Annotated in this window: 15 protein-coding genes and 1 tRNA gene; 8 read left to right on the top strand and 8 right to left on the bottom strand. The window is 66.5% G+C overall.

Annotated elements, in window-relative coordinates:
• Positions 1–49: 49 nt before the first annotated feature.
• From GGC30_RS01195 to GGC30_RS01180, 4 genes are all read right to left on the bottom strand, one after another.
• Positions 50–943: an SDR family oxidoreductase gene (locus GGC30_RS01195; protein WP_153922051.1), complete on the bottom strand. Its 894-nt coding sequence runs from the start codon at positions 941–943 to the stop codon at positions 50–52.
• Positions 936–2,783 carry a glycoside hydrolase family 15 protein gene (locus tag GGC30_RS01190; protein ID WP_153922048.1) on the bottom strand — a complete coding sequence of 616 codons (1,848 nt, stop codon included), beginning with the start codon at positions 2,781–2,783 and terminating at the stop codon, positions 936–938. The genes GGC30_RS01195 and GGC30_RS01190 overlap by 8 nt, the downstream gene beginning before the upstream one ends.
• Positions 2,780–3,769, bottom strand: a complete 990-nt coding sequence (locus GGC30_RS01185) for an SDR family oxidoreductase (RefSeq protein ID WP_153922045.1) — start codon at positions 3,767–3,769, stop codon at positions 2,780–2,782. Before GGC30_RS01185 ends, GGC30_RS01190 begins: the two co-directional genes overlap by 4 nt.
• Before the next feature lie 1,266 nt (positions 3,770–5,035).
• Positions 5,036–5,125: transfer RNA gene (locus tag GGC30_RS01180), tRNA-Ser, on the bottom strand.
• A gap of 105 nt (positions 5,126–5,230) precedes the next feature.
• On the opposite strand from GGC30_RS01180, the gene GGC30_RS01175 reads away from it, so the two are divergent.
• Genes GGC30_RS01175 through GGC30_RS01155 form a run of 5 tightly spaced genes read left to right on the top strand, consistent with a single transcriptional unit; the run spans position 5,231 to position 9,323 of the window.
• Positions 5,231–6,079 carry a septal ring lytic transglycosylase RlpA family protein gene (locus GGC30_RS01175; RefSeq protein ID WP_194943497.1) on the top strand — a complete coding sequence of 283 codons (849 nt, stop codon included), beginning with the start codon at positions 5,231–5,233 and terminating at the stop codon, positions 6,077–6,079.
• Between the two features lie 49 nt (positions 6,080–6,128).
• Positions 6,129–6,761 carry a dTMP kinase gene (gene tmk / locus GGC30_RS01170; RefSeq protein WP_370451816.1) on the top strand — a complete coding sequence of 211 codons (633 nt, stop codon included), beginning with the start codon at positions 6,129–6,131 and terminating at the stop codon, positions 6,759–6,761.
• Positions 6,758–7,750 (top strand): DNA polymerase III subunit delta', encoded by a 993-nt coding sequence (locus tag GGC30_RS01165; RefSeq protein WP_370451815.1) that lies wholly within the window; start codon positions 6,758–6,760, stop codon positions 7,748–7,750. Before tmk ends, GGC30_RS01165 begins: the two co-directional genes overlap by 4 nt.
• Positions 7,750–8,532 (top strand): TatD family hydrolase, encoded by a 783-nt coding sequence (locus tag GGC30_RS01160; RefSeq protein WP_153922040.1) that lies wholly within the window; start codon positions 7,750–7,752, stop codon positions 8,530–8,532. Before GGC30_RS01165 ends, GGC30_RS01160 begins: the two co-directional genes overlap by 1 nt.
• Entirely contained in the window at positions 8,529–9,323 is a 795-nt protein-coding gene (locus tag GGC30_RS01155) for an MBL fold metallo-hydrolase (RefSeq protein ID WP_153922037.1), read from the top strand. Before GGC30_RS01160 ends, GGC30_RS01155 begins: the two co-directional genes overlap by 4 nt.
• On the opposite strand, the gene recG is transcribed toward GGC30_RS01155, so the two are convergent.
• Positions 9,320–11,407 (bottom strand): ATP-dependent DNA helicase RecG, encoded by a 2,088-nt coding sequence (gene recG, locus GGC30_RS01150; RefSeq protein WP_153922034.1) that lies wholly within the window; start codon positions 11,405–11,407, stop codon positions 9,320–9,322. The two genes, GGC30_RS01155 and recG, sit on opposite strands and share 4 nt — an antisense overlap.
• 146 nt (positions 11,408–11,553) lie before the next feature.
• Between recG and GGC30_RS01145 the strand changes: the two genes are divergently transcribed.
• Positions 11,554–11,895, top strand: a complete 342-nt coding sequence (locus GGC30_RS01145; RefSeq protein WP_370451814.1) for a succinate dehydrogenase assembly factor 2 — start codon at positions 11,554–11,556, stop codon at positions 11,893–11,895.
• Positions 11,895–15,344 carry a transcription-repair coupling factor gene (mfd, locus tag GGC30_RS01140; RefSeq protein WP_153922031.1) on the top strand — a complete coding sequence of 1,150 codons (3,450 nt, stop codon included), beginning with the start codon at positions 11,895–11,897 and terminating at the stop codon, positions 15,342–15,344. Before GGC30_RS01145 ends, mfd begins: the two co-directional genes overlap by 1 nt.
• Before the next feature lie 6 nt (positions 15,345–15,350).
• Here mfd and GGC30_RS01135 read toward each other — a convergent pair whose 3' ends face one another.
• Positions 15,351–16,658 carry a diguanylate cyclase domain-containing protein gene (locus GGC30_RS01135; RefSeq protein WP_174085031.1) on the bottom strand — a complete coding sequence of 436 codons (1,308 nt, stop codon included), beginning with the start codon at positions 16,656–16,658 and terminating at the stop codon, positions 15,351–15,353.
• Positions 16,659–16,954: 296 nt separating this feature from the next.
• Here GGC30_RS01135 and GGC30_RS01130 point away from each other — a divergent pair, with 296 nt between their 5' ends.
• Positions 16,955–17,803: a YihY/virulence factor BrkB family protein gene (locus tag GGC30_RS01130; RefSeq protein ID WP_370451826.1), complete on the top strand. Its 849-nt coding sequence runs from the start codon at positions 16,955–16,957 to the stop codon at positions 17,801–17,803.
• Here the strand turns inward: GGC30_RS01130 and GGC30_RS01125 are convergent.
• Together GGC30_RS01125 and GGC30_RS01120 are read right to left on the bottom strand one after the other, a co-directional pair.
• Complete coding sequence (locus GGC30_RS01125; RefSeq protein ID WP_370451813.1) at positions 17,760–18,011, bottom strand: sulfurtransferase TusA family protein; 252 nt, start codon at positions 18,009–18,011, stop codon at positions 17,760–17,762. The two genes, GGC30_RS01130 and GGC30_RS01125, sit on opposite strands and share 44 nt — an antisense overlap.
• Positions 18,008–18,496 carry a CinA family protein gene (locus GGC30_RS01120; RefSeq protein WP_194943496.1) on the bottom strand — a complete coding sequence of 163 codons (489 nt, stop codon included), beginning with the start codon at positions 18,494–18,496 and terminating at the stop codon, positions 18,008–18,010. The genes GGC30_RS01125 and GGC30_RS01120 overlap by 4 nt, the downstream gene beginning before the upstream one ends.
• Between the last annotated feature and the right edge of the window lie 38 nt (positions 18,497–18,534).

The raw sequence follows: 18,534 nt of genomic DNA, 5'->3' as shown, positions 1-18,534 counted from the left end.
GGCGAAAGAGAGACCGGCGGCGGGACGATCCCGCCGCCGGTGTTTCTTGTCAGGCGACGCCCATGCCGCCGGTGACGCCGATGACTTCGCCCGTGATGTAGCTGCCTTCTTGAGAGGCCAGCAGCACATAGACCGGGGCGATCTCGACAGGCTGGCCCGGACGACCCAGCGGCACCTGCTCGCCGAACTTCATCACGGCTTCCTGCGGCTGTCCGCCAGACGACTGCAGCGGCGTCCAGAAGGGGCCGGGCGCCACGACATTGGCGCGTATGCCCTTTTCGATCAGCTGCTTGGACAGGGCCTTCGTATAGGCGACGATCCCGGCCTTGGTGGTGGCGTAGTCCAGCAGGATGGCCGAAGGCTCATAGGCCTGGATCGAGGCGGTGGTGATGACCGAGGCGCCCGCCGGCATATGCGGGACGGCCGCCTGGGCGATCCAGTGCATGGCATAGAGGTTGGTCTTCAAGGTCTTGTCGAAGTCTTCCGACGTCACCTGAGAGATGTCCTCGCGATACTGTTGGCGGCCGGCGTTGATGACCAGGATGTCCAGTCCGCCCAGCGCGGACACGGCCTGTTCGACCATCTGCCGGCACCAGTTTTCATCGGTGATGTCGCCGGCCAGATCGATGGCCTTTCGCCCTTCAGCCTCGATCAGCGCGATGACTTCGGCGGCGTCCTTGCGCTCGGACGGCAGATAGGAGAGGGCCACATCGGCGCCTTCCCGGGCATAGGCGATGGCGGCCGCGCGGCCGATGCCGCTGTCCGCGCCGGTGATCAGGGCCTTACGTCCTTTCAGCTTGCCGGAACCCTGATAGCTGTCCTCGCCATGATCGGGTTTGGGGTCCATCTCGCGCGCTTCGCCGGGCACAGGCTGCGGTTGGCGCGGGAACGGCGGCTTTGGATATTGCTCGCGCGGATCCTGAAGGGTCAGTCGATCAGTCATGGAACGTCTCCGTTTCGGGCTGGGGGGAAGTGGTCTGCGCCTTGCCGACTGCGGTCAGGGCGGTCAGATGCGCGAGGTGGCTGAGCCCCTGCGGCATGTTGCCGAGGTAGGCGCCGGTGTCCGGGTCGATCATCTCGGTCAGCATGCCCCAGCGGCCGCTGAGGGCTTCGCGTAGGCCGTCGATGCGGGCGCGCGCCTTGTCCGATTCGCCTAGCGTCGCCCAGGCTTCGGCGATCCAGAAGGAACAGGCGATGAAGCACCCTTCCTCGGCTTGCATGCCGGAATAGCGATAGTGGAAAACGCCAGCGCCGAGATGGCGATCCAGCGCCTCAAGGGTTGCGCGCAGTCGATCCTCGCCATCGAACCGGAACCGCACGGCCAGGGCCAGGGCGGCGTCCAGCTTGTCGCTGCCTGGATACATGACGAAGGCCTGAAGGCTTTCGGACCAACAATGCGTCTCGACCCAGTCGAAAATCCGGTCGCGTTCCCGCCGCCAGCGATCCCGGCACGTCGTCGGCAGTTGTCCGGCGTCCGCCAGTTCGACGGCGCGGGCCAGGGCCTGCCAGCAGCTGATCTTGGACATGGTGTAGTGCTGCTCGTCTTCCAGCTCCCACATGCCCGCGTCCGGCTGTCGCCAAGCGTCGGCGCACTGATCCGCCAGTTCGGACAACTGCTGGGCGCTGGCGCTGTCGAGGATGTTGCCGCAGCCGACGAAACGTGAGGCGGTCTCAAAGATGTCGCCGAACACGCCGTGCTGCGCCTGGTCGGCGGCACGGTTTCCGGTGACCACAGGACGCGAGCCTTTATAGCCCGGCATGTCCCAGTGCGTTTCCGGCGGCACGAGTGCGCCGTCCAGGCTGTAGCAGACCTTGGCGCCATGGCGCTTCAGCTGCATCAGCAGCCAGCTGAAAGCGGCCTTGGCCTCCGCCTGCGCGCCGGCCGCCAAAAAGGCTTCGATCGTATAGCCGGCGTCGCGCAGCCAGGCGTAGCGATAGTCCCAGTTTTTGTCGCCGCCCAGACGCTCGGGCAGGGACGTCGTGGCCGCCGCGGCGATGGCGCCCGACGGGGAGTACAGCAGCAACTTCAACGCCAGGGCGCTGCGGATGAAGTCGTCGCGATACAGGCCGGGGCAGTTCAGGCGCGCCGCCCAATCCCGCCATTCCTGATCCGACAGGTCGATGCGGGCGTCGATCTCTTCAATGGAGGGTACGACCAGCGGTTCGTCGCGTCCGGCGACGATGGCCACCGTGCGCCGCTCGCCTGCGCCGACAACAATGGTTCCGACAATGCCCTCATCGGACCATTCGCATGAGATGCGCGGATCGTGGACGAACAGGCCGAGCACCCGCTCGACATGGAAGACCGTGTGTTCGCCGATCTTCGAATGATACGGATTTGCCGTATCGCCCCGACGCCCGAGACGCATGTGCAGTGCGAAGGTCACTTCGCCCTCCAGGCCATCGATACGGCGGGCCAGTTCGCACCAAGGCAAACGACCGGCCGTGCCGCTGTTCAGGCTCTCGGTCAGGCGCGCGCGCCCGGTGGCGGTCGTGAAATCCGTCTCCAGCACATTGCTGTCGGGACGATAGCGGCGGGTCGCCGTGAAGGCCTCGGTCGGCGTGATCGAAAACCGGCCGCCCTCCGGATCCAGCAGGCGGTCGAAAAGCGGTGGCGCATCGATCGCCGGCACGCACCACCAGTCAATGCCGCCATCCAGCGCTGAAAGCGCCACCGTCCGGCCCTCGCCCAGAACGCCATAGTCTTCGAGGGCGACGTAGCCATCCGGACGGAGCGCTTGCGACGAGCGCGCCGGATGGGGCGTGAAGGTCGTCTCTGTCATCGTTTGGACGATCCGATCGCATAGCCGGCCGTCACTGCAAGGCCCGCAAGGACGCCGACCGCAGCGACCTTGAGCGCCGCGATCTGGCCGCTGGACACGAAACCGATCAACGGTCTGATCACCCGTTCGGTGTCCGGGCCGTCGATCGCCGCCGGGCCTTCCTCAGGGCGGTCGAGATTGCCGAGACGCGGCAGTTGCGGGTCGCCCTGCTGCGCTGTGATCATCCTGGCGGCCTGCCGATCCGCCAGCGCTGGCATGAACTGTTGCGCCAGCCCCATCAGCCATGTCGTGCGACCCACGAAGACCTTGCGGCTGGGCCGCTGCACGGCCGACCAGACGGCGTCTGCACACAGGCGGGGATCGAACAGGGGATCTGGAATGACCTGCGCCCGGTCTGTCCGGTTGCGTGACCACAAAGGCTGGGGCGTGTTGACGGCCGGCAGATAGACGGTGGTCAGGGTGACGTTGGAGGCTGCGGCGATCAGCTCGGCCCGAATGGCCTCGGTGAACCCGTCGACGGCCGCCTTGGCGCCGCAGTAGGCGGCCTGCAGCGGGGCAGGGCGCAGCGCCAATCCCGAGGAAATCTGGATCACCGCCCCTTTGTCCGCCGGTCGCATGGCCCGAAGCGCCGTTCGCGTTCCGTAGACCTGAGACAGATAGGTCGTCTCGACGACGCGGCGGTAATCGGCGTCGGTCAGATCTTCATCGCGTCCGATGACCGTCGACATGGCGTTGTTGACCCAGACATCGATGCCGCCGAAAGCGTCCATGACATCGCGGCCCGCCTGCTCGACGAAGGCCGGATCGGACACATCACCCTCCATGCCGATCACTCGGTCGCCCGAACGATTCAGCTGTTCGACGGCGTTGAAAAGCCGCTCAGCCTGTCTGGCGATAACCACGACCTGCCATCCGGCTTGGGCGAACCGCTCGGCGATCGCGAGACCGATGCCGGCGCTAGCGCCTGTGACGACGATGACCGGCATGGCGATCCTTCTGACGTTGGAATGGAGCGGCGCTCGGCGCGATCAGGGAGTGCTGGGACAACGGAGCACTTCTGGGATGGTTGCCACGGGCGGCAAAACCGATCCCGGAATCGCGGCACACCCGGCGTCGCAGTCACGACGGCTCCAGACTGCGATTTAACTCTGCTTCCTTCGACGAAAGGTCATCGGCGCGCCATCGCATGTTCAGCGGGGGCGCCGAAGATGACGTTCGCGGGATGACTTGGGCCAGAGGGGGATCGCGGCGACGCTAGCATCGGGCGGCCTACCGAACGCGGAAAGCGGATTTTCGAGAAGCCGACTTCAGACCTGCGAAACAAGCTCAAATGGACAATGCGCTTTCTCCGGTACCGCGCGCACGGCGTTCAGTCTTTCCCCTAAGAGACTGATATCTAAGCATCAGCATTGACGTCCCCTGTCAGGGCCTAGGTGCTTTCCAACGCGGCGGCAAGGCCCTTTCGCCTCGACTCGTGATCGATCTCAAGACGCGCGTCTCGGTCTCGAAGGCTGCTTGGCGACGGTCGAGGTCGGCGGGTGCAAGCTGATGGGACTCATCCTGGTCAGCGAGCGCCGCCGGCGGGCGTTCGATCATGGCGCGCTTGGCTTTAGAGTGGGCCGGGCCTTTTTCCGCCCTCTCCTTGCCGAGCTTGCCCAAGTAGATGACAAGCCCGCAGGTGATTTCGCATGGCGCAGCGAGCGCCGCCTTATGGTCAGGCCCGTCGCCCAGACTAGTGGCGAACAAATCCTGCTTCTACCCCCACGCTTTAGGCACCTTGTGCCAGGAACTGGCGACCCCCCGATGGTCGCATTGAGCGCTCCGCGATCAATCACTGGTGGAGCCAGGAAGGCCAGTTGTGATAGACAGACGCTCAAGCCTGGAGGCGGGTGCGGTCAGCGGGTCGATATCACCACAGGACACCGCCGTGAGCGTTAAACCCGATCTCGCCCGCAACCGTCGTCCTCTCGACGTCGCGGCCATGCTGCTTTAGAGTTGGGTTCCCAACTGTGACGCCCCCGACAATCACATTCTTCTCGCGACGACTTAGGTCGATCTGATGATAATACGGATTAACTGGCGAGCGGTCTTTGCGCGTCTCGGCGACCTAAACCCCCGCCTTATCCAACTAAAATATTCTGCGCGAGCTGGCCGCGCGGCCTATGTGTGGAACGCGCAGCAATCGGTCACCAAATAGGTGGGGTGAGTGGCAAATGGCATTTTATTTAATGAAACCAATGTAAACGCGGAATTGGCGGAAGCGGTGGGATTCGAACCCACGGACGGCTCTCACCGTCGCTGGTTTTCAAGACCAGTGCCTTAAACCACTCGGCCACACTTCCTTGCCGCCGCAGCGGAGGCGGACGCCATAGCAGGCGAACGGGTCATTAACCAAAGCGGAAATGTCTTCGGTCATCCTGTTTTCGTATTTTTTGCGAGGCGGGTCGATGACGTTTGGATTGGGAGTGCGCGGCGCGCTGATCCTGGGGCTGTTTTCGCTGCTGGCCGCCTGTTCCACCGTCGGCGGCGCGGGCGTGCGCGGGGCGGTCGCCGGGCGTGGCGAGGACCGTCCGCCGGTCGTCAAGGACCCTGCGCCGATCGTGTCGGGAACGATGCGGCCCTATCAGGTGCGCGGGCGCTGGTACACGCCCAAGGAACAGCCGGATTACGAAGAGGTCGGGATGGCGTCCTGGTACGGCGACGCCTTCAACGGGCGGCCGACCTCGACCGGCGAGCGGTTCGACATGCATGCCCTGACGGCGGCCCACAAGACCCTGCCTCTGCCCGGTCTGGTCGAGGTGACGAACCTGGAGAACGGGCGGCGGCTGGTGGTGCGGATCAATGACCGCGGGCCGTTCGTGGACAGCCGGATCATCGACCTGTCGCGCGAGGCGGCGAGCGAACTGGGGATGCTGTCGCAGGGCGTGGGACGGGTGAGGGTGCGCTACCTCGGCCGGGCGCCGCAGCAGGGCGGGGGCACGCTGTTGCGGGCGTCAGCGCCGACGCCGCGAGGCGCGGTTCCGGCCAACACGCCCGTCAGCACGCCCGTTATCGCCCCCGCGCCGGCCGTGGTTGCGGAGGTGACGACCTTCTGGGTCCAGGCGGGCAGTTTCTCGAACCAGGTCGAGGCCGGGCGAATCGCTGACAGCCTGAGCGGCTGGGTGCGGGCCGATCGGGGCGCGGGGCGGTTCAATGTGGTGGTGGGGCCGTGGGACAGCGCCAATGCCGCCGAGGCGGCGCGTCAGTCGGTCGTGGCGCGAGGTTATGCGGGCGCCCTGTTGATATCCGGCAGCTGATCGCGCGGGCGGGCTTGCGCCGGGCGGCGTCGGCGCGCCATGAAGGCGCGTGACCCGTGGACAATTCATAAGCTTCGAAGGCGGCGAGGGCGCCGGCAAATCGACCCAGGTCGGGCGGCTGGTCGCCCGGCTGCAGGCGACGCTGGGCGAGCGCAAGGTCGTGCGCACGCGTGAACCGGGCGGCTCCAGGGGCGCGGAGGTGATCCGCAATCTGGTGGTGGCCACGGACGCGGAGCCGTGGTCGGCCATGACCGAGACCTTGCTGATGTACGCCTCGCGGTCGGACCATCTGGAGCGGACCATCCGTCCGGCGCTGGCGGCCGGCGACTGGGTGGTGTGCGACCGGTTCGCCGATTCCAGCCGGGCCTATCAGGGCGCAGGCGGCGGCGTGGCCCAAAGCTTCATCGAACAGATTGACGCGGGCGTGGTCGGGGACGACCAGCCGGACCTGACGCTGGTGTTCGACCTGCCGGTCGAGGTCGGGCTGGAGCGAGCGTTCGGGCGCGGCCTGTTCGAGACGCGGTTCGAATCCAAGGGTCTGGAGTTCCATCAGCGGCTGCGCGAGGGCTTTCTGAGGATCGTCGAGGCCAATCCGCAGCGTTGCGTGCTGATCGACGCGGTCGGATTGCTGGACGAGGTCGAGGCGCGGGTCTGGCAGGCGGTTCAGGATCGGCTGCTGTGAGCGACGATCACCCCCGCGACCGGTTCGACCTGGTTCCCGATGCGGCGGCGGAGACGGCGTTTCTGGACGCCTGGGAGCGGGGGCGGCTGCACCACGCCTGGCTGCTGTGCGGGGTCGAGGGGACGGGCAAGGCGACCTTCGCCTATCGGGCGGCGCGACGGCTGCTGGGCGCGGCGGCCGATCCGGCGTCCGGGCCGCTGGGCGCGCGGCGCGATGATCCGGTCAGCCGGCTGATCTCGGCCCAGTCGCATCCGGATCTTCTGGTGCTGGAACGCTTGGTCGAAGGGGGCAAGACCAAGAAGTCGATCTCGGTCGATCAGTCGCGCGAATTGCCGGAGTTCTTTTCAAAGAGCCCGTCGCAAGCCCAGTTTCGGGTGGCGATCATCGATGCGGCAGATGACCTGAATCTCAATGCCGCCAACGCCTTGCTGAAGGTTCTTGAGGAGCCGCCCGAGCGTGGTGTGCTGTTTCTGGTCACCCATGCGCCGGGGCGGTTGCTGGCGACGATCCGGTCGCGGTGCCGGCGGCTGAGCTTTCCGATCTGGGCGCCGGATCGGCTGGAGACCCTTGTGCGCAACCGGACGGGCGCAGAGCGTGAGGACGCCGAACATGCGGCGATCATGGCGGGCGGATCGCCCGGCGCGGCCCTGGCCCTGGCGTCGGGCGCGACGTTTGAGATGGACCAGCTGGCGCGGCGCTGGGTCGAGGGCGAAGTGGACCGGGCCGAAGCTCTGGCCATCGCCGACCGGTTCCGCGGCGCCGAGGGGCAGGAGCGGTTCGAGACCCTGATGGACCGGCTGATCGCGGCGGTGCGGATGCGCGCCTTGCAGAGCGCGCCGGGCGCAGGCAATCGATGGGCCGAACTATGGGAGCGGTTGCAGCCGTTGCCGGAACGGGCGGCGGGACTGAACCTGGACAAGGCCGATGTGCTTGCCGGCGCGCTGGCGGACCTGAAGCGGGTTCAGGCCCAGCAGGAGCGGATGGGCTGATGCTGATCGACAGCCATGTGAACCTGCACGCACCCCAGTTCGATGAGGACCGTGACGCCGTGATCGCGCGCGCGAGGGAGGCGGGCGTCGGGCTGATGGTCGAGATCTCCGACAAGCTTACGACCTTCGAGGCGACGCACGGCATCGCCATGGCCAATGACGACATCTGGTGCACGGTCGGGGTCCATCCGCACGAGGCCAGGGATGCGGCGGACCTGACGACGGCGACCCTGATCGAACTGGCCCAGCGGCCCAAGGTGGTCGGGATCGGCGAATGCGGTCTGGACTTCCACTACGATCTCAGCCCTCGCGAGGTGCAGGCGGCGGTGTTCCGGCAGCATGTGGCGGCGGCGCGCGAGACCGGTCTGCCGCTGGTGATCCATACGCGTGAGGCGGACGACGTAATGGCGTCGATCCTGCGCGAGGAATATGCCGCGGGGCCGTTCAAGATGTTGATGCACTGCTATACGAGTGGCGCGGAACTGGCGAAAACTGCTGCTGAAATGGGAGCCTGGTTTTCGGTTTCCGGCATCGCGACCTTCAAGGCGGCCGAGAACGTGCGGGCGGTGATCCGCGACATGCCGGGCGACCGGATCATCGTCGAGACCGACTGCCCCTATCTGGCGCCCATTCCGCATCGCGGACGGCGCAACGAGCCGGCCTACATCCGCCATGTGCTGGACAAGCTGGGCGAAATCCGAGGCTGGAGCGCCGAGGAGGCGGACCGCATCACGACCGAGGCCTTCTTCGGCCTCTTTGACCGGATACCCAGGCCTGCATGAGTTTCGAAGTCGTCATTCTGGGCAGCGGGTCGTCGGGCGGGGTGCCGCGCGGAGACGGCGACTGGGGCGCGTGTGACCCGGCCGAGCCCAAGAACCGGCGAACGCGCTGTTCGATGCTGGCGAGGAAGACCGGGCCGGAGGGGGTGACCAACGTCCTGATCGACACGTCGCCGGACCTGCGCGAACAGATGCTGGCCAGCGGTACGAAGCATGTGGATGCGGTCCTCTACACCCACGATCATGCGGACCAGACCCACGGCATCGACGACCTGCGCACCTTCGCTGCGCGGGCGAGAAAGCGCATTCCGGCGTGGATGGATGCGGCTACCCACGGCTCGCTGACGCATCGGTTCGACTACATCTTCGAGAGCAAGTTCGGTTATCCGCCGCTGCTGGACGGACGGATCATTCCGCAGCACGGCGTAGCCTGGTCCGTCGAGGGCGCAGGCGGCGCGATCCCGGTGACGACTTTCGACCAGGCGCACGGGCCGATCCGCTCTGTCGGCTATCGGTTGGGCGACGTGGCCTATTCCAGCGATGTGTCCGATCTGGACGAGGCGGCCTTGGCGGCGGTGGCTGGCTGTAAGCTCTGGATCGTGGATGCGCTGCGTTATGCGCCGCATCCGACACATGCTCATCTGGACCAGGCCCTGGCGTGGATCGCCGCCGCAGACGTGGAGCGCGCGGTGCTGACGAATCTGCATATCGACATGGATTACAAGGCGTTGTCGGCGCTTGTTCCCGAAAACGTCGAGGTCGGATTCGATGGCTGGAGCCGAGTGATCGGCTAGCTCGCGCCGACCTTGTGGTTTTTCCAGTCGAACAGCTCTTCCAGCACCTGCACCGCCTGGCCGCGTTCCGACGTCAGATCAGGATCGCGGTTCATGATGAGCCGCGCATCATCAGCGGCGGCCAGCATCAGGCCGCGGTGGCGGATCGGGTCGGCGAAGCGGTAGGCGGGAAAGCCGCTCTGTTTCAGGCCCACGGGATCGCCGCCGCCGCGCAGGCGGAAGTCGTCCTCCGCGATGACGAAACCGTCCTCGGTGCGACGCAGGGTTTCGAGCCGCTCTTTCGCCGTCTCGCCCAAGGCGCCGTCCTGACCACCATATAGCAGGATGCAGGAACTGGCCTTGGCGCCGCGACCGACGCGGCCGCGCAACTGGTGCAACTGGGCCAGGCCGAAGCGGTCGGCGTGTTCGATCACCATGATCGAGGCGTTGGGCACGTCCACGCCGACTTCGACCACCGTGGTGGCGACGAGAACTGGCAGGCGGCCGTCGGCGAAGTCGGCCATGACGGCCTCGCGCTCGGCGCCCGGCATCTGACCGTGGGCCAGGCCGACCTCCACGCCCAACAGGCGTCGCAGATCGTCGGCGCGATCGACGGCGGCCGCCAGGTCGATGGCCTCGGATTCCTCAACCAGAGGACAGATCCAATAGGCCTGGGCGCCGCTTTCGACGGCGGTCTTCAGGCGAGCGGCGACCTCTCCGATGCGGGCCAAGGGCAGGACGGCGGTGGTGACGGGGGTGCGGCCGGGCGGCTTTTCCAGCAGGCGGCTGACCTCTAGCTCTCCGTACTGCGTCAGCTCCAGCGTGCGGGGGATGGGGGTAGCCGACATGGTCAGCAGGTGCACGGCGCCGAGACGCGGGTCGCCCTTGGCTTGCAGCCGCTGACGTTCGTTCACGCCGAACCGGTGCTGTTCGTCGATAACGGCTAGGGCCAGGCAGTCGAAGCGGACGGCGTCCTGGAACAGGGCATGGGTGCCGATGGCGACCTGGGCCTGACCCGAGGCCAGGGCTGCCAGTTTCTCGCGCCGTTGCGCCGGGGTGTCGCGGCCGGTGAGCAGGATGGCGGCGACGCCGGCTGCGTCCAGCATGGGGCCGAGCTTCTCGTAATGCTGGCGCGCCAGGATTTCGGTCGGGGCCATGAGCGCGGACTGGAAACCGCTGGCAGCGGTGTCGGCCAGAGCGAGGGCGGCGACGGCGGTCTTGCCCGAGCCGACATCGCCTTGCAGCAATCGGCCCATCTGCTGGCCCGACGCCAGATCACGACGAATTTCGGTGACGGCCTGGGCCTGGGCGTTGGTCAGCTGGAAGGGCAGGGCCTGGAGCAGGTGTTCGGGCGCTGCGCCGGGAGCGATAACGGGGGCGGGCCGGATCTCGCGGGCGCGGCGACGACGGGCCAGAGCCAACTGGTGGGCCAGGAACTCGTCATAGGCCAGGCGCTGGCGGGCGGGGGCGTCGGGCGACAGGTCCATCTCGCTTGTAGGGGCGTGCAGAGCGTCCAGAGCGGCGCGCCAACCCAGCCAATTCTGCTTCTTGAGCCAGGCGGGATCCTGCCATTCCGGAAGGTCGGGCGCGGCGGGCAGGGCGGCCTGAACCAGTTTACGCAACTGGCGCGAGCTGAGGCCCTGCGTGGCCGGATAGATGGGCTCGGACGCCGGAATGTCGGCGGCCTTGTCTTGCGAGACGATGTCCGGATGGACGATCTGGACCTCGCCGTTGAACCTTTCGACCTTTCCCGCGACCAACCGCGTCTCGCCGCGCGGCAACAGCCGGTCGATGTGCTGGGGCGAGCCGCCGAACCAGACCAGATGCACGAAGCCCGTGGGATCGCTGGCCCGGACTTTCAGAGGCGCGCCGGGACGGCTGGGCGTGAAGAGGCGGTCGATGGTCACGGTGAAGACGCCGACCTCGCCATCGACGGCGGTGGCGGCCTCGGCGGGGCGGCGCATGATGACGCCGGACGGGCTGAGGAACAGCAGATCGCGGACCAGCGGGCCCGCCACCTTTTGCACCAGAGGCAGGACGCGAGGGCCCACGCCCTTAAGGGTCGAGACCTCGGCGAAGAGGGGGAAGAGAATCTGCGGACGCATCGCCGTGAACATAGCGTGACCATGACGGGTGGCGAAGTGCGTTCAGGAACGCTATCTGCGCTTCTCACATTCCTGATGCGCTATCGCTCTCCGCGCGGCGGATCGCTGCATGAGCGCATCGGCATTTCTAACGGGCAAGGATTCTTGTGGCCGAAATCGACGCGCGTCCCGACAGCGAAATGACCCCTGAGCAGATGACGCCTGAGCGCAGGCAGCGGCTGGGACGCATTCAGTTCCGCGCTTGGCGGCGGGGCTTTCGCGAGGCCGATATGGTGCTGGGGCCGTTTTCCGATCAGGTCGCGCCGACCCTGACCGATGCGGAACTGGACCAGTTCGAGCGGCTGATCGACGAGGAAGATCAGTGGCTTTACGGCTGGATCATCGAGCGTGATCCGACGCCCCCCGAGTTCGAGACGCCGGTGATGGCCAAGGTGCGCGCCTTCATGCGCGCCTACGTCGCGGCCGAAGTCGGCAAGGGAATCGGCTGATGGACGCCAAGGTCGAACATCGGATTGACGCCGATCTGGGCGGCGCGCCCGAGGGGCTGGACGCGCTGATCGTCGCCGAACGGGTCAAGGCCGGCGGCGGCGTCGGCCTGTTCGTCGCACGCGACTTTCAGAGGTCGGGCAGTTTCGTTCAGGCGTTTCAGTTCTTCTCGAAAGACATTGAAGTTCTGGATTATCCGGCGTGGGACTGTCTGCCCTATGACCGACTGAGCCCCACGGCGGGAATCGCGGCGCAGCGCATGGCGACGCTGACGCGACTGGCGATGCGCAAGCCCGGCGATGCGCCGGTTCTGGTCGTGACGACGGTGTCGGCGGCCATGCAACGCACCCCGCCCAAGTCGGTCACGACACAGGCCGGGTTCGAAACCAAGGTCGGACGCGATCTCGATATCCAGGCGCTGGAGCGCTATTTCGCCGCCAACGGCTATGTCCGGGCCTCGACCGTGTCGGAGCGCGGCGAGTTCGCGGTGCGCGGCGGGGTCGTCGATGTCTATCCGCCCGGCTTCGAGGAGCCGGTCCGGCTGGACATGTTCGGATCCGAGCTGGAATCGATCCGCACCTTCGATCCCGAAACGCAGCGGTCGACCGGCCAGATGACGTCCGTGTCCCTCGCGCCGGTGTCGGAAGCGCTGCTGGATGCGGCCGCCATCTCGCGCTTTCGCACGGGTTATCTGAACCTGTTCGGCGCGCCGGGGGACGACCCGCTGTATGCGACGATCAGCGAGGGCGCGCGGCGTCAGGGCATGGAGCAGTGGCTGCCGCTGTTCTATGAGACGCTGGACAGCCTGTTCGACTATCTGTCGAACGACGCGGCGATCTTCCTCGACAATCAGGTCGAGACGGCCCGCGCCGAGCGATGGGATCTGGTCGCGGACGCCTACGACGCGCGCGCCGAGGCGGCCAGGGCCAAAGGACAAGCCAGCGCCAATCGCGCCTTGCCGCCAAAGCGGCTCTATCTGGACGCCGGAGACTGGAACCAGGCGCTGGCGGGTCGCGCCGTGCGTCGTTTCACGCCCTTCTCCACGGGAGGCGAGGATGCCGGCGGACGGTTGGGCAGAACCTTCGCCGCCGAGCGGGCGCAGGACAGCGTCAATCTGTTCGAGGCGGTGGCGGCCCACGCGGCGGCGCTGAAGGCCGAGGGCAAGCGGGTGCTGTTCGCCTCCTGGACCGAAGGGTCGTCGGAGCGGCTGGCGACCATGCTTGCCGATCATGGGCTGGATCACATCGTCGCCGTGCGCGACTGGGCCGACGTTCAGGCGGCGCCGAAGGACCTCTATCTTCGCGGCATCCTGCCGGTCGAGCATGGCTTTGTCACCGACGCCGTGGCGGTCATTTCCGAGACCGACATCCTGGGCGACCGTTTGGCGCGGCCGCGCAAGAAGCGCCGCGCCTCCAACTTCCTGGCGGAGGCGTCGGCCCTGACGACGGGCGATCTGGTGGTTCACCTGGATCACGGTATCGGCCGGTATGAAGGGCTCAAGACGCTGGAAATCCAGCAGGCCCCGCACGACTGCCTGGAACTGTTCTACGCCGGTGAGAGCAAACTTTATCTGCCGGTTGAAAACATTGACCTTCTGACCCGATACGGCTCGGACTCCGAGGGCGTCCAACTGGACAAACTGGGCGGCGCAGGCTGGCAGGCCAGAAAGGCCAAGGCCAAGGAACGTCTGCGCGCCATGGCCGAGGGGCTGATCGCTCTGGCCGCCAAACGGGCGCTGCGCGAGACCGATGCGGTCAGGCCGCCGCCGGGTCTGTTCGCCGAGTTCTGCGCGCGCTTCCCTTACGAGGAAACCGACGATCAGCTGAACGCCATCGGCGATGTGCTTGAGGATTTGGGCAAGGGCACGCCGATGGATCGCCTGATCTGCGGCGACGTCGGCTTCGGCAAGACCGAGGTGGCGCTGAGGGCCGCCTTCGTCGTGGCCATGACGGGGCAGCAGGTGGCGATCGTTGCGCCGACGACCCTGCTGGCGCGCCAGCACTACAAGACCTTCACCGAACGCTTCGCCGGCTGGCCGGTCAAGGTGCGTCAGTTGTCGCGGATGGTGGGGTCCAAGGAGGCGGCGGAGACGCGCGCGGGGCTGAAGGACGGCTCGGTCGAGATCGTCGTCGGCACACATGCGGTGCTGAGCGAACAGGTGGGCTTCCGCGACCTGGGCCTGGTCATCGTCGACGAGGAGCAGCACTTCGGCGTCAAGCACAAGGAGAAGCTGAAGACGCTGCGCGCCGACGTGCATCTCTTGACCCTGACCGCCACGCCGATCCCGCGCACGCTTCAGATGGCGCTGTCGGGTATCCGCGAAATGTCGATCATCGCCACCCCGCCGGTCGATCGTCTGGCGGTGCGGACCTACGTCACGCCGTGGGATCCGGTGCTGGTGCGCGAGGCCCTGCTGCGCGAGAAATATCGCGGGGGTCAGGCCTACTACGTCGCGCCGCGTCTGAAGGACCTGCCCGCCATCGAGAAGTTCCTGCGCGAACAGGTTCCCGAGGTGAAGTTCGTCGTCGGTCATGGCCAGATGAGCGCGACCCAGTTGGAAGAGGTGATGAGCGCCTTCTACGACGGGGAATATGACGTCCTGGTCTCCACCACGATCGTTGAGAGCGGGCTAGATATCCCGACGGCCAATACCCTGATCGTGCACCGCGCCGACATGTTCGGCCTGGCGCAACTGTATCAGATCCGGGGTCGGGTCGGCCGGTCCAAGGCCCGCGCCTTCGCCTATCTGACCACCGATGCAGTCAAGCCGATGACCCTGTCGGCCGAGCGGCGGTTGCAGGTTCTGCAGTCGCTCGACAATCTGGGCGCCGGCTTCCAGCTGGCCAGCCACGATCTGGACCAGCGCGGCGGCGGGAATCTGCTGGGCGACGAACAGTCGGGCCACATCCGCGAGGTCGGCGTCGAACTGTACCAGCAGATGCTGGAAGACGCCGTGGCGGAGTTGCGCGAGAAGGGCGAGGGACAGGCCGTGGATCGTGGTTGGTCGCCGTCCATCAACGTCGGGGCTTCTGTCTTAATTCCAGAAGATTATGTGCCGGACCTAAACGTGCGTCTGAGCCTCTATCGCCGTCTTTCCGACGCCGAACAGGCCGAGGATCGTGAAGCCTTGGCCGCCGAACTTATCGACCGTTTCGGGCCCTTGCCGGATGAGGCGCAGCAACTGCTGAAGATCGTTGGCATCAAGTCGAACTGCCGCAAGGCCTGCATCGAGAAGATCGACATCGGGCCTCGCGGCGCGGTGCTGACGTTGCGCGACAACAGCTTCCCCAATCCGGCGGGACTTGTCGGGCTGATCCAGAAGAACCACGCCTTCTGGAAGATCAGGCCGGATCAGAAGATCGTCGTTTCAGGCGATTGGCCGACGGCGGAAGAGCGATTGAAGGTGGCCGAACGGATCACCGCCGATCTGGCGCGGGTGGCGGGGGCGTAAAGCCCCTCAGCGCGTCTTTTCGAACAGGTCGGCCGAAGCGCGTTCCAAAAGGGCGGCGGCGCTTTCGTCGGGACGCATTTCGGCGGCGCCGACGTCGAACTCGGCGACGAACGGCGACCGGTCCGGGCCGGCGTCGAAGGCGGTGCAGCCGATCACGGCGGCGATTCGCTCTGCGGCCAGACGCGCCGGTTCAGCGTGGGTCGCGGGCAGGGCCAGGGCGAAGACCTCCTTGGCCAAGCGGGCAGGGGTGTCCTCGACACGGACGAGGCGCGAAACCATGGCCCCGATCTGCGGCATGGCGCGATCCAGCCAACCGCCCTGACGCGCCCAGGTGACGGATTCGGTTTCGCGCACCCTCAGGACGCAGACGGAAAGCGGGCGCTTGCGCGCGCGCGAGGCCTCGGCGACACGGCCTAGGTGGCTTGCGAAAAGTTCGGGCGTGAACAGGCCCGTTTCCGGGTCCATCACGTCCAGGCTGCGGACCGAGTCCAACGTCTTTCGGATGCCCAGATGGATGCGGTGCGCGCCGGCCAGGGCCAGGATCCGCTCGGCCGTTTCGCCCTCGGGCGTGTCGGCGGAGGCGACGTCTGCGAACCCGCGATTGAACAGTTCAGCCAGGCTGATCTCGTTCCTGCCGCGCAGATAGAGCATCAGCGGGATGTGATAGAGGCGCGTGTTGCGCTTCATGCCCGCCGCGATGGACAGGGCCGGCGCATGGTCTTCGGCGCCCCACAGAACGGCGGCGTCAAACGGGCTTTCGTGCAGATAGTCGAAGGCGGTGTAGGGCGTCGGCGCCGCGACCACCTCGACCCCGGCCGCGGTGAGGGCGTTCGACAGGGCGAGAAAGCGCCGGTCGGCGACGCCGGCGGCCAGAACACGCAAGGGACCATCGTCGTCTGTCCGCTTATCTAGACCCACCCCGCGCGTGGCGAAGGTGGTGACGCGCAGTCGATACTCTTCCTCGGCGATGGCGGCTCGGCCCAGCTGTTCCAGACGCAAAGCGGCCTGGGCCGGATGCGGCGGCGTGGACATGGTCAGATCCGCACCCTTCACCGAATCAGGGCGGGCGCCGATGACCACGATGGGCAGGCGACGCGGCTCGGCGGCGGCGCGAAGGCGTGACGCCACGTCGGCGTCGAAGGTGTTGATGTCGATGACGGCGGCTTCGAGCGGAAAGTCCTGAAGCGTCATCTCAGCGGAGACGACGTCACGGGCGGTCACCGTCGTCCAGCCCAGTGCATCAAGACCCGCAGCGAGCGGCCCGATCCGGCCATCGTCAGCCGCCAGGATCAATACGCGCGCGTCGAAAGCCAAGCCGATCGCCTCCAAAAGTCGCCGCGCCAATAGCCGGCCGGAAACGCGCGGACCATAGCGACGAGGGTGTTAAGGATGCAATGTCGTCCGCCAAAGGGATGCGGCCGGATCGCGAATGATCGTCCTCACGCGGATGAGACTTTCGCCGCAGACGAATTCCGCTAGGTTCCGCCGCTTGTGCAATGGTTGTGGGGACCGATTTGAGTGAGCAACTGACACGGTCGGTCCTGAAAGCGCCCGGGTTCTGGGGCGGGCTGGCCGTGCGAGCGTTCACCCGCAGCTGGGGGCGTGACGTCATGCTCTATACGGGCGGCGTGTCCTTCTTCGCCCTGTTGGCCGTGTTCCCGGCGATCGCCATCCTGATCGGCTTCTACAAGCTGGGTCTGTCGATCAGCGAGGTCAGCGCCCAGGCGACCGCGCTATCGGACCTGTTGCCCAAGGCGGCGCAGACCATTTTTCAGGGCGAAATAACGCGTTTGAGCAATGCGTCGGCGCGGACGGTTTCCGCTCAGAGCGCCTTCGCCCTGTTCGTCGGCGCCTATGCCGCGCATCGAGGTTTCAAGGCCTTGTTGGCGGGATTGAACCTGATCCATGACGAGACCGAGCCGCACGGCTTCTTCAAGTTCAATCTGCTGGCCTTCTTTGTGGCCATCTTCGCCTTTGCGCTGTTCACCGTGGTGTCGGGCGCGGTCGTGACCGTGCGCATCATGGCGCATGCCTCGTCGTCGGCCGCCGGCCTGCCCGGGCGAAGCGGCATGGCGCCGCTTGACGCCTTCCTGCCCGCCATCGGCTTGGTCATCGGGCTGACGCTGCTTTACCGCTACGCCATGAGCCACAGGACGCCGGTCGCCTGGCTGCCCGCGACAGCGGGCGGTCTGGTGGCGACGCTGATGTCCGTCGTGTCGTCTTGGCTATGCGCCATCTATGTCGAGCAGATTGCGCCGCTGGGGGCCACCTATGGATCGGTCGGCGCCGTGGTGGTGCTGCTGATCTGGCTGTCGTGGAACGTCAACGCCATCTTCTACGGCGGCGCCTTCGCCACCGAGATGGAACTGGCGGCCAAGGCGCGCGCGATCTCCGACACGCCGCCGGCCGATGTCGTCAATCTGTCGGAGCGTCGGGCCGGGCGCCGGTCTCGATCGTAAAACGAAGAAAGCCTTCGGCCTCCTCGATACCAAGCACGCGGCCGCCTTTTTGAGACATCAGAAACGGCACATCGATCCGGGCCATCGGATCGGTGGCCAGCAGCACGATCCGCGTGCCGGGCGAGGCCGTTTCCATCGCCTTCATCAGCTTCAGGCTGGGAACAGGGCAGTGGTGACCCCTGGCGTCGATGACGACAGGGTCGCTCACGCGAGCCGATCCGCCAGCAGTTCCAGCGCCACACGAACGCTGGCTTGGCGAATGTCGTCGCGGCCGAGGTCGCCGAACCGCTCGACACGGTGAACGACGCCTTGTGGGCCTGACGCCGCGAAGTGGACTAGACCCACGGGTTTATCGACCGATCCGCCGCCCGGTCCGGCCACGCCTGTTACGGATACCGACACAGAAGCGCGCGAGTGCGCCACGGCGCCCTCGGCCATGGCCACCGCGACGGCTTGCGACACGGCGCCGTGGGCGGACAGGCTTTCCAGCGACACGCCCAGCATCTGGGCCTTAGCCTCGTTGCTGTAGGTGACGAAGCCGCGATCCAGGACCGCTGACGAACCGGGGATGGCCGTAACTGCAGCGGACACCAAACCGCCCGTGCAGCTTTCGGCCGTCGCCAGCATCAGGCCGCGCGCGCTGGCTGTTGCGACAATCTGTTGCGCCAGGTGCGCGATATCTTGGGAAAACATGGTCTTTTCATAGGCCGCGAACCCCGCTCTAACCAGAG

The sequence above is a fragment of the Brevundimonas sp. SPF441 genome, from assembly GCF_009661015.1.
GTDB lineage: Bacteria > Pseudomonadota > Alphaproteobacteria > Caulobacterales > Caulobacteraceae > Brevundimonas > Brevundimonas vesicularis.
Note: the sequence above shows the minus strand (reverse complement) of the source record. Positions and strands in the feature narration are given on the sequence as shown.